11 protein-coding genes are annotated in these 15,232 nt (G+C 68.2%); 7 read left to right on the top strand and 4 right to left on the bottom strand.

Features of this window, described 5'->3' with window-relative positions:
* Positions 1-68: 68 nt before the first annotated feature.
* From OIM94_RS19075 to OIM94_RS19065, 3 genes are all read left to right on the top strand, one after another.
* Complete coding sequence (locus OIM94_RS19075) at positions 69-458, top strand: nuclear transport factor 2 family protein (protein WP_264609992.1); 390 nt, start codon at positions 69-71, stop codon at positions 456-458.
* 95 nt (positions 459-553) lie between these two features.
* Positions 554-715: a hypothetical protein gene (locus tag OIM94_RS19070; protein ID WP_264609991.1), complete on the top strand. Its 162-nt coding sequence runs from the start codon at positions 554-556 to the stop codon at positions 713-715.
* Between the two features lie 109 nt (positions 716-824).
* The gene (locus tag OIM94_RS19065) at positions 825-3,227 is read left to right on the top strand and encodes a TonB-dependent receptor plug domain-containing protein (protein WP_264609990.1); all 2,403 of its coding nucleotides are present in this window, start codon (positions 825-827) and stop codon (positions 3,225-3,227) included.
* 298 nt (positions 3,228-3,525) lie between these two features.
* Here the strand turns inward: OIM94_RS19065 and OIM94_RS19060 are convergent, their stop codons facing one another.
* Positions 3,526-5,907 (bottom strand): glycoside hydrolase family 2 TIM barrel-domain containing protein, encoded by a 2,382-nt coding sequence (locus OIM94_RS19060; protein WP_264609989.1) that lies wholly within the window; start codon positions 5,905-5,907, stop codon positions 3,526-3,528.
* 389 nt (positions 5,908-6,296) lie between these two features.
* Here OIM94_RS19060 and OIM94_RS19055 point away from each other — a divergent pair, with 389 nt between their 5' ends.
* The 4 genes from OIM94_RS19055 to OIM94_RS19040 are packed head-to-tail and all read left to right on the top strand — an operon-like array spanning position 6,297 to position 10,276.
* Positions 6,297-7,271: a GDSL-type esterase/lipase family protein gene (locus OIM94_RS19055; protein ID WP_264609988.1), complete on the top strand. Its 975-nt coding sequence runs from the start codon at positions 6,297-6,299 to the stop codon at positions 7,269-7,271.
* Positions 7,268-8,509 carry a GDSL-type esterase/lipase family protein gene (locus tag OIM94_RS19050; RefSeq protein WP_264609987.1) on the top strand — a complete coding sequence of 414 codons (1,242 nt, stop codon included), beginning with the start codon at positions 7,268-7,270 and terminating at the stop codon, positions 8,507-8,509. Before OIM94_RS19055 ends, OIM94_RS19050 begins: the two co-directional genes overlap by 4 nt.
* Before the next feature lie 5 nt (positions 8,510-8,514).
* On the top strand, positions 8,515-9,912 hold the full coding sequence (locus OIM94_RS19045) for an MBOAT family O-acyltransferase (protein WP_264609986.1): 1,398 nt from the start codon (positions 8,515-8,517) through the stop codon (positions 9,910-9,912).
* Between the two features lie 10 nt (positions 9,913-9,922).
* The gene (locus OIM94_RS19040) at positions 9,923-10,276 is read left to right on the top strand and encodes a hypothetical protein (RefSeq protein ID WP_264609985.1); all 354 of its coding nucleotides are present in this window, start codon (positions 9,923-9,925) and stop codon (positions 10,274-10,276) included.
* 4 nt (positions 10,277-10,280) lie between these two features.
* Here OIM94_RS19040 and OIM94_RS19035 read toward each other — a convergent pair whose 3' ends face one another.
* From OIM94_RS19035 to OIM94_RS19025, 3 genes are all read right to left on the bottom strand, one after another.
* The gene (locus OIM94_RS19035) at positions 10,281-10,814 is read right to left on the bottom strand and encodes a cell wall hydrolase (RefSeq protein ID WP_264609984.1); all 534 of its coding nucleotides are present in this window, start codon (positions 10,812-10,814) and stop codon (positions 10,281-10,283) included.
* 249 nt (positions 10,815-11,063) lie between these two features.
* The gene (locus OIM94_RS19030) at positions 11,064-12,569 is read right to left on the bottom strand and encodes a tryptophan halogenase family protein (protein ID WP_264609983.1); all 1,506 of its coding nucleotides are present in this window, start codon (positions 12,567-12,569) and stop codon (positions 11,064-11,066) included.
* A 75-nt stretch (positions 12,570-12,644) separates the two neighbouring features.
* Positions 12,645-15,194 carry a TonB-dependent receptor gene (locus OIM94_RS19025; RefSeq protein ID WP_264609982.1) on the bottom strand — a complete coding sequence of 850 codons (2,550 nt, stop codon included), beginning with the start codon at positions 15,192-15,194 and terminating at the stop codon, positions 12,645-12,647.
* Between the last annotated feature and the right edge of the window lie 38 nt (positions 15,195-15,232).

Raw genomic sequence — 15,232 nt, 5'->3', positions numbered from 1 at the left:
TGTCCCGACGGTCGGCCGGCGCCATGGTGCAGGCTTGCTGCGCGGTCAGGACAGGTTAGGGAAGGGGCATGCACGCCGCTCCAGAACTCGCCATCCGCATGGCCCGGGCCGCCTTCAATCGGGCGCTGGCCGCGGCCGATCTCGTCGCGATCGGCCCGCTGCTGGCGCCCGACGTGGTGCTCGTGGCGGGCACGGACAGTGCGGTGATCCACGGACGGAAGGCGCAGCTGCTCGCCTGGAAGCGCGAGTTCATGTCGCGCGATCGCACCGTCTACACCCGCACGCCCGATACCGTGCTGCCATCCCCGGTCGCGCCGATCGCGTTCGAGCATGGCCATTGGCAGGGCGTATCCGTCGGCGACGAAACGGTGCAGGCAAGCGGCACCTATACCGCCAAGTGGCGCGAGATCGAGGGTCGCTGGCAGATCGAGGCGGAGCTCTACCTCACGCTGGCCTGACGGCGCGCGGGCAATGGGCCAGCGCTGCCGGAACGAAACCATCGCCGCGCCGGTTCATTCCCCGCCACCCGCGTCCGCGGCAGGGGAGAACCGCCATGCCCAGTTCCCGCTACTTCTTCGAACGCCGCGCCCAGGAAGAGCGTGCCCGTGCCGCTTCCTGCGGGAATTCGGTCGTCGCCGCCGCGTTCCGGCGGCGTGCGGAAGCGTTCCAGCGTCGCGCGAACGCACAGCTGGACGAGGCCTTCGATCCTGCATGAGGCGACGGCGCATCGTCGCTTTCGCCCCGCGAACCTTTTCTTTCCTGCAATCCGAGTCAGAAGATGGGAATTGCAGGGTCGACAAGGACAAGATTGTAAGGGGTTCTCCATGCGTAGATTTCGTACGGCGCTGCTGATCGCGGCTTCCACGACTGCCCTGCTCTCGGGCCATGCCCAGGCGCAGCAGGCGGCGCAGCCCGCGGCGCCCGTCGCGGCGGACGCGACCGACGGGGCGACGGAGATCGTCGTCACGGGTACCCGTACCCTGGGTCGGTCGCGGCTCGATAGCGCTTCCCCGGTCGACGTGCTGAGCAGCCAGGCCTTGACTCGCCAAGGCACCACCGAACTTGCCGCCGCCGTGGCAGCCGTCGCGCCGTCGATCGATTTCCCGCGGCCGTCCGCAACCGATGGCACCGATGCCATCCGTCCGGCTACGCTGCGGGGCCTGTCTCCCGATCAGGTGCTGGTGCTGGTCAACGGCGTGCGCGTGAACAGCTCGGCGCTGCTCAACGTCAACGGCTCGGTCGGGCGCGGTTCGGCGGCGGTCGACCTCAACACCATTCCCACCGCGGCGCTGGAGCGGATCGAGGTGCTGCGCGACGGCGCCTCGGCGCAATATGGCTCGGACGCGATCGCCGGCGTGATCAACCTGCGCCTGCGTGAAGCCCGCTCGGGCGGCGCGGCAACCGCGACCTACGGCATCTATCACACCGACATCGATACGGCACGCGGCAGCCGCAGCACCACGGGCGAGCCGGTCTTCACCGCGTCGGCATGGCAGGGCTTCGGCCTGGGATCGGACGGCTTCGTCACGATCACCGGCGAATATGTCAATCGCAAGCCGACCAACCGCGCCGACCTGGATCCGCGCACCACGCCGGCAAACCGCCTCACGGGCCGTTTCGGTGATCCGCAGGTGGAGCAATATACCGGCACGATCAACGCCGGGAAAGGGATCGGCGGCGGTTTCAGCCTCTATGGCTGGGCCAGCTATCAGGATCGCGACACGCGCAGCGCCGCCTTCCCGCGTCTGGCGGCGGTGAACGGGGTAGCGGCCCCGGCGGTGGTCACGGCGGGCTATCCCGATGGCTTTCTGCCGATCATCAACACCAAGTCGACCAACGCGGTCGGTGCGGTGGGCGTGAAGGGCGATGTCGGTGCGTGGGGCGTTGACCTCCATCTCGGCTATGGCCGCAACAAGATCGCCTATCGCACGCGCAACTCGGCCAACTATACCTATGGCGCCGCGACCCCGAAGAACTTCTATGACGGCGCGGTGATCTTCGACCAGTGGGTCGCCGGACTGGACGTGCGCCGCAAGTTCGATGTCCTGCAGTCGCTCAACCTCGCCTTCGGTGCCGAGGGGCGGCGCGAGGGCTACAAGATCACACCGGGCGAGCAGGCCTCGTATGAGGGGTCGGGTGCGCAGGGCTTTGGCGGGTTCGCGCCGGTCAACGCGATCCAGCGCTCGCGGCGCAGCATCTCGGGCTATGTCGATCTCGAAGCGCAGGTGACCCAGGCGTTCCTGGTCGACGTCGCGGTCCGCGGCGAACATTATTCGGACTTTGGCGACACCGCCAACGGCAAGCTCTCGGCACGCTATGATGTCGCCAAGTGGTTCGCGCTGCGCGGCACCGTGTCGACCGGCTTCCGCGCGCCGAGCCTGCAGCAGCAATATTTCACCTCAATCGCCCAGGTCGTGCAAAACGGAACGCCGGTCCTCACCGGTACCTTCCCGTCGACCACGCCCGTGGCGGCCGCACTGGGCGGCAAGCCGCTGCAGCCGGAAAAGTCCACCAATCTCTCGCTCGGCACGGTGATCCGCGCCGGCGGCTTCGACCTCAGCGTCGACGCGTACGAGATCCGTCTGCGCGATCAGCTGGCGCTTTCGGAGAACATCCAGTCGAGCTTCAGCCCGCAGGTCGCGGCGATTCTCGCGCCGTTCAACGTGCCGTCGGCGCGCTTCTTCATCAACGGCCTGCGCTCGCGGACCCGCGGCATCGATGCGGTGGCGCATTACCGGATCGGCGATGCAGCGAACGCGGCGGGCGCGTTCGACTTCACCTTGGCCGGCAACGTCAACGAGATCGTCGTCACCCGCGTGCCGACCAGCACCGCGACCGTGAATCCCGCACCGGTGCTGTTCGCACGAAGCCGCGTGCTGACGATCGAGCAGGGTACGCCCGGCGAGAAGGTGACCGGCACGATCGATTGGACCAGGGGCCCCGTGGGCATCACCGTGCGCGGTACCTATTATGGCGACGTCAACCAGCCCGGCACGACGCCCGCCGCCGACATCCATACCGGGCAGCATCTGATCAGCGACCTCGAGCTGCGCTACCAGCCCCGCAAGGGCGCCCAGATCGCGATCGGCGCCAGCAACCTGTTCGACGTCTATCCGGATCGAACGATCGTCGCCAACAACTCGACCGGCGTGCTGGGCTTCCCGTCCTACTCGCCGTTCGGCTTCAACGGTCGCTATCTCTACGCCCGTCTTGGGGTGAACTGGTAAGCCAAGAACACGGGAAGGGCGCGGCCGTGCTCGCCCTTCCCGATCGTTCCGTCAGCTGCTTTACATAACATGTATTATCGAGATCGGGGAGTGACCCGGAGGACGTTCCTGAAATTGCCCTGGTCGGCGCGAACCAGCGCGTACTTCCGCGCGGTCGGCTATGCTCCGCGTGGCGCATGCGGTTCGGTGACCAAAGATGCCAGCACTGCCGAGCAGCGACGCGCTCGAGGCGCAGGGTACCCATAAGGCGACGCGGAAGCTGCCAAAATCCAAGCAACTAGGGACAGTGCCTAGGCCTTCACGGCATCGCCGTCAGCTCGATGCTCGCCGGCTTCAGCCCCTCGGCGGACGCCGTGATCCGGATTGTGCCCGAGCCGCCGGTTCCGCGCACGAAGGCCGTCGCCCGGCCCCCCAGCACGCTGCGGGTGGCTGATGCGAACGGCGTATGGTCGGTGACCGAGGCATTGTCATAGGCCACCAGCCGCCCTGCCCCCGCGACGTGGACCGTTACCGGCATGGCGGCATCGGGAACTAGCACCCCGCCGGCATCCACCACCTGGACCCGTATCGCCGCGACGTCGTCAAAGCCCGCGCCGACGCGGTCGATCTCGGGGACCAACCGCAGCGCCGCTTCCGCGCCAGCCGTGCGCAGCACGTCTTCCGCTACGCGCGCGCCGTGGCGATAGCCGATTGCACGGAGCTCGCCGGGTGCGAAGCGGACCTGCCAGACGATGGCGCGGTCCTCGCGGTCGCGGGGCTTGCGGCCCAGCGACCGCCCGTTCAGCAGCAGCTCCACCTCGTCGACATTGGCATAGACCTCCACCTTCTCGTCGTGCGGTGTCCGGTCTTGCGGGCTCCAGTCGGCGAGCGCACCGGGGCCCTTGGGCTGGGGCATGGCGACGCCGACCATCGTCGGCAGCTCGCTGGTGTCGATCACCTCGGTTACCCGCCGCGCAAGCCTGACCACCGGCTGTTCGGACCACCAGGACGCGCGTTCCCAGCCGATCGGCTTCACCGCATCGTCGCGGTCGAGCAGCCCTGCCGGGTTGCTGATCGCCGGCCATCCGGCACGATCGGCCTCCCCCAGATAATCGGCGCCGGTCCACAGGAACATGCCGGCATAGGCCGGATTGTCGCGGACCACGATCCAGCTTGCCCGGTTCTTGCTGTTCTCCGTCCCGATGATCTTGCGCGTCGGCTTTTCTGCATGCGCGGCGGCGAGTTCGGTCTCGCGATAATTCTGGCCGACCACGTCGAGCATGTCGGCCAGCCCGTTGCGATAGTCGCCGCTGGTATTCGGCCGGAACAGCGCCATGGTGACCGGCCGGGTCGGGTCCTCGTCATGGAAGATGGTGCGCAGCCGCTCGACAATCGCCTTGGCGAGCACCGGATACGGCGTGTCGTGAATCTCGTTGCCGAGCGACCATATCACCACGCTCGGATGATTTCGGTCGCGGCGGACGAAATCGCGCGCGTCGATCGACGACCAGTCGGTGAAGAACAGGTGATAATCCTGCGGGTTCTTGGCGACCGTCCACATGTCGAACGCCTCGTTCATCACCAGCAGCCCGAGCCGGTCGCACAGATCGAGGAACTCGGGCGAGAAGGGGTGATGCGCGGTGCGCACCGCGTTGACGCCCAGCGCCTTCAACTGCCGCAACCGCCGCTCGGCGACCGACAGCGGCACCGCCATGCCGAACGGTCCCGCATCGGCGTGAATGGCGACACCCTTGAGCTTGAGATTGCGGCCGTTGAGCCAGAACCCGCTCGCCGGCTCGAACCGTGCCTCGCGCACGCCGAAGGGCACGCGCTCCTCGTGCAGGACCGCCCCGTCGGCGGCGCGGACCCGCAGCAGCGCGGTGTAGAGCGCAGGATCCCTGAGGTCCCAGCGGCGGGGGGCGAGCAGCTGGCCGGCCGCCTGCAGATCCGTGGATCGACCGGGCAGCAGCGCCGTAGGTGCGCTGCGAAAGGTCGCGACCGTGCGACCCTGCGGGTCGCGCAGCGTCGCCTCCAGCGTTGCCGATACCGCCGTGGCAGACCGGTTCACGATCCGACTGGCGACCGCGAGCGCGGCGGCATCGGGGGTCAGCCCGGTCGTGCGGACGGTGCTGCTCCAGGCCTCGGCATAGACGTCCCCGGTCACGATCAGGCGGACATGGCGGTAGATGCCGCCCCCGGCATACCAGCGCGACGCGGGCTGTGCCGCGGTGTCCGCGCGCACCGCGAGGATGTTGGGCTGGCCTGCGGGACGGAGATGCGGGGTCAGTTCGTAGCGGAAGCTGGCATAGCCGCTCGGGCGATGGCCGACATGGTGCCCGTTGATCCAGACGCCGGAGCGTTCCATCACCCCGTCAAATTCGATGAAGACGCGCCGGCCGGTATCCGCTGGCGTGCGCGTGAAGGCCTTGCGATACCAGGCGACGCCGCTCGGCAGCCAGGCGCCGGATCCGGTCGTGGCGGCGTCGCGATCGAAGGGGCCGCTGATCGCCCAATCGTGCGGGGTGTCCACCCAGGCCCAACGGGAGTCGTCGAAGGCCTGCGCCTCTGCGCCGGGGAAATCCCCCCGGGCAAACCGCCACCCCTGGTCGAACGGCTGGGTGCCGGCCGGCTGGGCATGAACCGGGCCGCCGCCCAGGATCAGGCTCGCCACCACGGCAGCGAACGCCAGGATAGACCGCATCGGCTTCCCTCTCCCTGCTATGACGCGATCGTCCGATATATGAACCATCACGTCATTAATTGGGATGCATCATCGCGGTGTTCGCCTCCGCGGTCAACACTGCACCAGGCATCTTGCGCGAGCCACGCCTGCGGGCTTCGCTGCTTCGAGGTGTCGCTGCCGTGCCCGCTTTCCGAGGATGCGTCCGCTGCTAGATGCCCGCGGGATTTCCCGGTTTTTTGCGCCCTTCGCTCTCGACTTTCCCTGCGCAGCGTTGCACATCCGTCGAGCGGACAGGGAGGCGGGATCCGCCGCTGCCTGGCCGCTACAGGGGACATCGAAAACGAAGGGCCGTCGCCTCGCCGCCAGGGCGAAGGCGGCCGTCGTTGCCATGACGAGCGGGACGTGCGGTGAGATTTCTTTCCCTCCACGACGAGGCCGGAAGCGAGATGCGCGAAGGCGCCGGTACCTCGCACGATCCGCGTCCGCGCAAGCGCAGGCGCTTCGGGTGGGTGCGGCTGTCGCTGGATCGCAGCGCGGTGCTGGTCGTCGGCTTCGCTGCCGGGTTGGGGGTAGGCCTCTCGTTCGATCTGCACCGCCCCGCACCGGCATTGCCGCTGCCGACGAGGTCCGCCCCTGCGACCCCTGCCGCGACCGTTGCACCGCCACCCGTGCGCGACGTTGCGGCAAGCGCCGCGGCGATTGCGCGGGTCCGTCAGACCGGCACGGTTCGCGTGGGCGTGTTCGGCGACAGTTTCGGCGTGGGAGTCTGGGAAGCGCTCGATCGCCAGCTGCCGCGCGAGTCCGGCTATGCGGTGCTGCGCTTCGCCAAGGAAGCCACCGGTTTCACCCAGTATAACCGGCTCAACTTGGAGACCCGGGCCCGCGAGCAGCTCGCCGCCGATCCGGTCGACATCGCGGTGATCTGCTTCGGTGCGAACGATGCCGTACCCTTTTATGCCGATGGCCATCCACAGCCACTGCTGAGCGACGGCTGGAAGCGCGTGGTGGGAGAGCGGATCGACCGGTTCGTCGCGGTCGCGCGTTCGACCGGGGCGAGCGTATACTGGCTCGGCCTGCCCGCGATGCGCGATCCGGACCTCGACGCGTCCATCCAGGCCATGAACGCCTTTTATGCCGAGCATATGCGCGCGCTCGGCGTGCCCTTTCTCGAGACGCGCAGCCGTTCGGTGGATCCACAGGGCGGCTATGCCGCCTATCTGCCGAACGAGAAGACCGGCGCGCGCACACTGGTGCGCACCAATGACGGGCTGCACATGCTGGGCGTCGGCTATCAGCGGATCACGGCCCCGCTTGCCGGGCGGATCGAAACGCTCGCCGGGCAAATGCGCAAGGACGGTGCGGCCAAGGTCGCCGGCACGTGATCGCCGCGCTGATTGCGACGATGCTGCAGGTCGCGGCCCCTGCGACCGCCCTGCCCTGCACCCAGGCGCTGTGCGATGCGGATCGGCTGGCGCCGGTATTCGCCAAGCTTCGGTTCGCTCGCGGCAGCGGACGCATCGTGCGCATCGTCCAGATCGGCGACAGCCATACCGCTGCCGATCAGGTGACCGGCAGCTGGCGGACGCTGCTGCAGGCCCGCTTCGGACGCGGCGGACGCGGCGTGCTGCCGCCGGGGCGTCCCTATGCCGGCTATCTCACCCGCGACATCACCGCCACCCAGACCGGGCCCTGGACCACCGCGGGCATCTTCGGCAGCGCCTGGCACCCCGGCGGCGGACCGCTGGGTCTGACCGGCTACACGCTGTCGACCGATACCCCCGGCGCGACGATCGGCCTGCGCGCGGACCGTGCCGAGCTCGGCTTCGACCGCTTCACCGTCTGTGCGCTGACCGGGCCGAATGCGGGTTCGGTATCGCTGACGATCGGGGGCGTGCAGCAGCGCTGGTCGCTTGCTGCTCCCACAGCCGGTAGCGACTGCACCACGCTGACCAGCCCGCTGCCCGTCAGCAGCGCCGGCGTGGCCGTCACGCAAGGGCCGGTCGCCCTCACCTCCTGGTCCACCGAGGCGGGAACGGGCGGCGTGACGCTGTCCAATCTCGGCACGGTCGGCGCGCAGCTGCTGCACTTCGACCGGACCGACGACAGCGTGGTGGCCCGCGAGCTGGCCCAATATGGCCCCGACCTGATCGTCCTCGCGTTCGGCACCAACGAAGCCTTTTACCCGCGCTTCACCACCTCGGGCTATGACGCGCAGCTCCAGGCCAGCCTGCGGCGGCTCCAGCGGCTGGCGCCCGGCGTGCCGATGCTGCTGATCGGCGCGCCCGATTCCGCTACCAGGCTGCCCTCGCTGCAGACGGGCGCTGCGGGCGTATCCCTCCCGTGCGGCGAGGGCGAATGGCGGCCGACCGCGGCCCTCGCCAGCGTCCAGGCGATCCAGCGCACCCGCGCGCACCAGCTGGGACTGGCCTATTGGGACTGGTCGCAGCGGATGGGCGGGCGCTGCGCCGCCACCGACTGGGCGACGCAGGTGCCGCCGCTGATGCGCGGCGACCGGGTGCATTTCACCAGCCCCGGCGCGGCGAGGATCGCCGGCTGGCTGGAGGCCGATCTCGAAGCGGCGATGGCAAAGACCGTCGCCGACCCTGCAGCCGCCCGCTAAGGTCCATGCAATTCCCCACGCTGAGCTTCGGGCTCTTCTTCCTGGCCGTCTATGCGATTGCCTGGGCGCTCAACGGCTCGAACGAGTGGCGCAAGATCGCGCTGCTGATGGCCAGTTGGTTCTTCTACGGCGCCTGGGACGGGCGCTTTGTGCTGCTGCTGTTCCTCTCCGCCAGCGGCAACTGGCTGCTCGCGCGCAGCATCGCGGCCTATCCCGGCCGCGGACGCGCGCTGGTGGCGCTGGGCGTGGTGCTGAATCTGGCCGTGCTCGCCTATTTCAAATATGCCGGCTTCTTCCTCGAACAGCTCGATGCGCTGCTGCTGGCGCTGGGCTTCGGGCGGGACGTGCCGCTCCTGCAGGTGTTCCTGCCGGTCGGCGTGTCGTTCTTCACCTTCCAGGCGGTGTCCTATCTGGTCGATGTCCAGCAGCGGCGGATCGCGCCGGCGAGCTGGCTGGACCTTACCCTGCTGATGTCGTTCTTCCCGCATCTGGTCGCCGGGCCGATCGTGCGCGGATCGGACCTGCTGCCGCAATTCCGCACGTCGCCGAGGCTGGAGCGCGGCGCGGTGGCGGCCGCGCTGCTGCTGATCCTGTGGGGCATGTTCAAGAAGGTGGTGATCGCGTCCGAACTGGCGACCGCGCTGGTCGATCCCGCCTTTCGCGATCCGCTGCATCGCTCCAGCTTCGATCTTCTGCTGGGTGCCTATGGCTATGCGGTGCAGATCTATTGCGACTTCTCGGCCTATTCGGACATGGCGATCGGCCTGGCGATGCTGTTGGGCTATCGCTTTCCGCGCAATTTCGACCAGCCCTATCGTGCCGCCTCGCTCCAGGATTTCTGGCGGCGCTGGCACATCAGCCTGTCGAGCTGGCTGCGCGACTATCTCTACATTCCGCTCGGCGGCAGCCGGAAGGGGCGGCTGCGCACCTACCTCAACCTGTTCCTGACCATGCTGCTCGGCGGTCTGTGGCACGGCGCCAACTGGACCTTCCTGTTATGGGGTGCGCTGCACGGCGGCTGGCTGGCGATCGAGCGGGTGCTGGTACGCGCGGCGCGCGGCCGGATCGCGCTGCCCCGCGCGATCGGGGTGCTGGTGACCTTCCACATCGTGGTGGTCGGCTGGATCTTCTTCCGCGCGCCTGGTCTGGCCGAGGCGCTCGCCTATCTGCGCGGACTCGCCGGGGGGGACTGGCGCAACACGCTGGTGACGCCGCTGTCGCTGTTCCTCGTCCTGTTCGGACTTGCCCTGCACGCCCTTCCACCGCGCGGGCTGCAGCAGCTGGCGCAGCGGGTGCGGCACTGGCCGGCGCCGCTGGTAGGCGCGCTGGTCGCGATCGGCCTGCTGCTCATCGGCGCCATGCAGCCCGAGGGGGTTGCGCCCTTCATCTACTATCAGTTCTGAGGAGCAGCGGATGACGACCGGCGCCGAGCGGGGTGAAATCGCAGAGATCGGATCGCCGGTGGCGGTCCTGCCGGCAGCGATCGACCGCCGCCATCCCTGGCGCTGGACGACGACCAGCCTCGCCCTCGCGGCCCTGCTGCTTGCACTGGCCGAAGGCCCGGCGATCGCGGGCTGGGTGGACGACCTGCCTCCCGGGCCGGTTGCCGCCGCGCTGCAGCGACCGGCGCAGGCCTGGGCCGGCATCACCGCGCGTGCACAGCTGGATATGCCCGCGGCATGGTTGCGGCAGCGCTGGAAGGCCGCGCAACAGGCGCGGTTCGGCAGCGAGGCGCCCGGCGAGGCGGGGGCGGCGAACGCCCCCTGATCGCTCAGCGGTAGAAGACGTGCCCGGCGACCCGCGCAACGCGGGTGCGGTTCGGCATGTCATAACCGGCGGTGTGGAAGAACAGCGCGCCCGGCACCACGTCCTCGCCCTCGCCCTTCAACGTGGTCTTGGCGATCTCCACCGCGTCGTCCCAGCGATCGTCGCCGCGTTCGGGATGATAGGCGTCGACATCGAAGAACTGGCCCGGCTGCTTGACGACGGCGCAGGCGCTCTTGGCGAAGCGGCCGTCTTCCATCCGCGCGCGGATCACCTGGGCGACCGCGAACTGGCCCTTGAGCGGCTGGTTGCCGGCTTCGTGGATGATGACCTTTGCGACGCAGGCGACGTCGCGCGGATTGGGTTCGGGTGCAGGCGTTTCCACCGCCGGCTGGGCGGCGGGAAGGGCCTCGACCGACTGGTCCTGTCCTGGTGGGGAAGCCGCCGGTTGGGCGGGGCTTGCCGCGGATAACTTCATGCTCGTCGTTCCGCCGAGCAATACCGGCAACAGACATAGAACCATCGGGAGACGCTTGATCATCTAGCTTTTCTTCTGTGCGCGGGGGCGCCCTGCGCATCGAAGAAATGCAAGCAGGTAGAGAATACGCCGGGTAACCCCCACGTCTCGCCCCCATGCGTGATCCGCGCCGACAGGCGGCTCCGGACGACATCATGGCGGGCTGAACGAGGCGCGGCGGCTAGCAGCTATCGACGGCAAGGTCAAAAAGGGCGGGTTCGCGCCGTCCCGCAAAGGGACGAACGCACGCGACTGCCCGGCGACTCGGATGGGCTAATGCGGTCCTGCCGCGCAGCGCTGCGCGACATAGTCCGCATGCGCGGGCATGGTTTCGGCCGCGCGCGCCATGGCGTCGGCGAGCTTGGCAAGGTGCGGCCGTCCGTCGATTCCCCGTATCGCCAGCAAGGGGTCGAGCGCCGCCGGCCGATTGCCCTGGCCGACATGCACGGCCAGCCAGGACGGCGCGGCGAACAGGTCGTGCTCGCGCGCCACCAGCCGACCGGCACTGCGGAAATGGTCGATCTTCCACTGCAGCGTCTCGGGGATCGGCATTGCCGCGCAATAGCGCCACAGCGGCGAATCGTCGCGCGTGGTGAGCTTGTAGTGGAGGATCAGGAAGTCGCGGATCCTCTCGAACTCGGCGATCGACAGGCGATTGAATTCCTGGACCAGCAGCGGATCCATGTCGCGCGTGGGGAACAGCGCGAGCAGCTTGGAGATGCCGGCCTGGATTAGATGCAGGCTGGTCGATTCCAGCGGCTCGAGAAAGCCGCTCGACAAGCCGATCGCCACGACATTGTGGCTCCAGAAGCGGCGGCGGTGTCCGGTGGTGAAGCGCAGCGTGCGCGGATCGGCAAGCGGCGCGCCGTCCAGGTTGGCGAGCAGCAGTGCGGTCGCCTCGTCCTCATCCATGAAGGCGCTGCAATGGACATGGCCGTTGCCGGTGCGGTGCTGGAGCGGGATGCGCCATTGCCAGCCGGCGGCCCGTGCGGTGGAGCGGGTATAGGGGGTAAAGTCTCTGCGCGCGCACGGCACCGCGACCGCTCGGTCGCAGGGCAGCCAATGGCGCCAGTCGGTATAGCCGGTGCCCAGCGTCTCCTCGATCAGCAGCCCGCGAAAGCCCGAACAGTCGACGAACAGATCGGCCTCGACGCGCCGACCATCCTCCAGCACCACGGCGGCGACGTTCCCGCTTTCGGCGTGCCTCTCGGCACCGGCGATCTGCGCATCGATACGCGTGACGCCGCGCGCCTCGGCATAGTCGCGCAGCAGCGCGGCGTAGAGCCCGGCATCGAAGTGATAGGCATAGTCGAAGGTGGAGCCGACGCTTCGTGGATCGGCCAGCGGCGGGCAGAAGCGGCCGCGTTTGGCGGCGGCCCAGGCCATGGACAGGTCGTCGAGCGCGGGCGCCTCGCCCGTCGCGGCGGCATCCAGCCAGTATTGGTGCAGCGGCACCAGGTCGAAGTCGCGCCCGAAGGGTCCGAAGGGATGGAAATAGCGCGCCCCGATCCGTCCCCAGTCGACGAACTCGATGCCGAGCTTGAACGAGCCCTTGGTGCGCCGGACGAACTCGGCCTCGTCGATGCCGAGGGTACGGTTGAACAGTCGGATCGGCGGGATCGTCGCCTCGCCGACGCCGACCGTACCGATCGCGCTCGATTCGATCAGTGTGACCGCCACGCCCCGGCCAAGCGCGTTGGCGAGCGCCGCCGCCGTCATCCAGCCGGCCGAGCCGCCACCGGCAATCAGGATGGAACGGAGACGGCGATCGTCGGTCATCGCGGATACCTTACGCCTGTCCGGCGCGGCGGCGGAAGGGGGGATGCCGCCGCGCCGGGTTCCGAGGGTCGCCCCTTAGAAGCGATAGCCCGCCGAGACCGAAATGGTCCGGCCCTGTCCGACGCGGTTGGTCGCGGCGTAGGGCACGCCGTAGAGCTTGCCGAGTGCCGCCAGATCCGCAACGCTGCCCTGGTCGAGCCGACCGGCCTGGTCCCAGGCGTTGAACAGGTTGTTGGCGTTGAGCGATACCTCCAGCCGGTCGAGCGGGCGTACCCGCACGAACGCGCTGACGATGTTCGAGCCCTTCTGCTTCAGCAGATTGTCGTCCTGCGGATAGCTGTCGGTCTGCCCGATCAGGGTGAAGCCGATCGCGGCCCTGCCGAAATCATAGGTCGGCGCGATCGTGTACATCAGCTCGGGCGTGGCGCGCGGCGTCTTGCCTGCATTGCCGCTGATCAGATCCTCGGCAATGCGCGAGTGCGTGTAGACCAGGTTGGCGAGCAGCGAGAAGCCGCCATTGGTGTATTGCGATTCGAGCTCGATGCCCCAGGTCTTGTACTTCTGGAAGGTCTGGCGCTGGGTGGTCAGGTCGAAATTATACTCGGTCGCCTGACTGCGGAATCCGGTGACGAACAGGCCGTACGTGCCGCCGGCCACCCGGCCGCGCTGCTTCACGCCGAACTCCTGCTGGGTGACGGGGTTGACCACGACCGCCTGGCCGATCGAAGTGAGCTGTCCGGTGGACGTGAACGCCCCGGCGAAATCGGAGACGACGCGATCGGCATTGGCACGGTTGCCGCGCGAGACGCGGACAAAGGCGCTGGTGCTGGGGGTGAAGCGGTAATTCCCGCCGAACGACCAGCTCGTATAATCGATCTTGTAGTCGATCGGCTGCGCCCCGGCGAAGTTGGTCAGATAGACGTTCCGCTCGGCGACGCTCAGCACGCCGTCACCGTTGATGTCGCGGCTGGTGCGGGCACCGGTCGGATAGAAGGTGCCGCCCCCCTTCATGTTGTCGAAGCGCACGCTGCCGTCGAGATCGAGCGCGTCATCGGCATAGTTGAGCGACAGATAGGGCGCGTCGGTCGTGTAGTGCAGATCATATTGCCGATCGTTGCCGCCCCACATGTTGTTGTAGCCGGTGAGACCCGCATCGGTCAGGCGCGTGCCGTTGGCGCTGTAGAGGTCGATCAGCGCGCCGTTCGGTACCGCCTCGGTGAGGCTGGCATTCCAGTGCCAGTTCATCGCGATCTGCTGGCGCGAATGATACCAACCGGCGCGCGCGGTCACCTTGCCGGTGCCGAGATCGAACTTGCCGGTCACGCCGAGGTCGTTCGCCCAATGGTCCATGCCGGTCATGTCGGTATAGAGATTGGGGTTCTGGTTGACGACGGTCGCCCCCGCCACGGTCTGCCCGGCCCTGGGGCCGTTGGCGTAGACGGCGCGCGCCGCCGTATAGGTCGTGCCGCCCGCCGCGATCGAGTAGGCGCCGGTGCCGGTCGTCAGGCCGGCCACGTTGGTCAGGCTGCCGAAGAACGGCGCGGAGAACTTGCCGCTGTTCCAGCTGTAGGCGAACTTGTCGTCGATCTCGAACGCGCCGCTGCCCCAGTGGAGCTGCGCGCCAACGCTGCGGGACTTGACGTGGATGCCGTCGGCATTGTCGCCACGCTTGACCGAACCGTCCGGGTTCACGGTGATGAAATAGCGGTTGTAGTTGGAGAAATTGGTGTCCGAGCGCGCATCGAAGCCCGGCAGGGCGCTGTAGCCGGTGATCTTGTTGCCCTCCACCGAGACCTGCATCGGCGAGGCGGTGTAGGTCGGGGCGCGATCGTTCAGCACCTTGAACAGCAGCCGGACATAGCCGCGATCGGCGTCGAACGTCTGAGTGATGTTGCCCTTGATCTGATAGCCTTCCAGCGCGTGCCACGGGGTGTCGCGCGGGCCGTCGCCGGTCCGATAGAAGCCGCCGATATTGGCGCGCAGCGTCGAGTTGATCGGGCCGCCGACGTTGAAGTCGAGCCGGCTCTCGTTATAGCCGATGCCGGTGGTGGCGCGCACCTCGCCGCCGGCCTTCTCGCCGGTCTTCGAGACATAGTTGATCACCGCGCCCGGCGCCTGGCTGGCGAAGGTGGAGGCGGAGCCGCCGCGGATCGCCTGGACGCGATCGACGGTCAGATCGTAGCGCGTCCAATAGTCGTTGTTACCGAATGCGATGTCGCCGAACTCGACGACGGGCACGCCGTCTTCCTGCAGCTGCACATATTTGGAGCCGCCCGAGGCAAGCGGCAGGCCGCGCACGGTGATGTTCGAGTTGCCGCCGGGGCCGGCGGTCGATTCGGCGCGGATGCCGGGGATCAGCCGGAAGACTTCGGCTTCCGAGCGCGGTGCGAGGTTCTGGACCGATTCGGCCGAGATGTCGGTGACCGATACCGAGCTCTGCATCTTGCTGCGGCTGGTCGGAACGGCGGTGACGACGATCTCGTCGAGGAAGCTGCCTTGCTGCTGTGCGGGCTGCGTATCGGCGGGCGCCGGGGCGGCGTCCTGCGCGAAGGCGTTGCCCGCGCCGAGCGTCGCGAGCGCGACCGCATGCAGTGAAACGAGCGAACGCGAATGGCGACGTGCCATGAACCTCTCTCCCGGACCTATGGCGGCCCCTCTCTGCG

The organism is Sphingomonas sp. R1 (assembly GCF_025960285.1).
GTDB lineage: Bacteria > Pseudomonadota > Alphaproteobacteria > Sphingomonadales > Sphingomonadaceae > Sphingomonas.
Note: the sequence above shows the minus strand (reverse complement) of the source record. Positions and strands in the feature narration are given on the sequence as shown.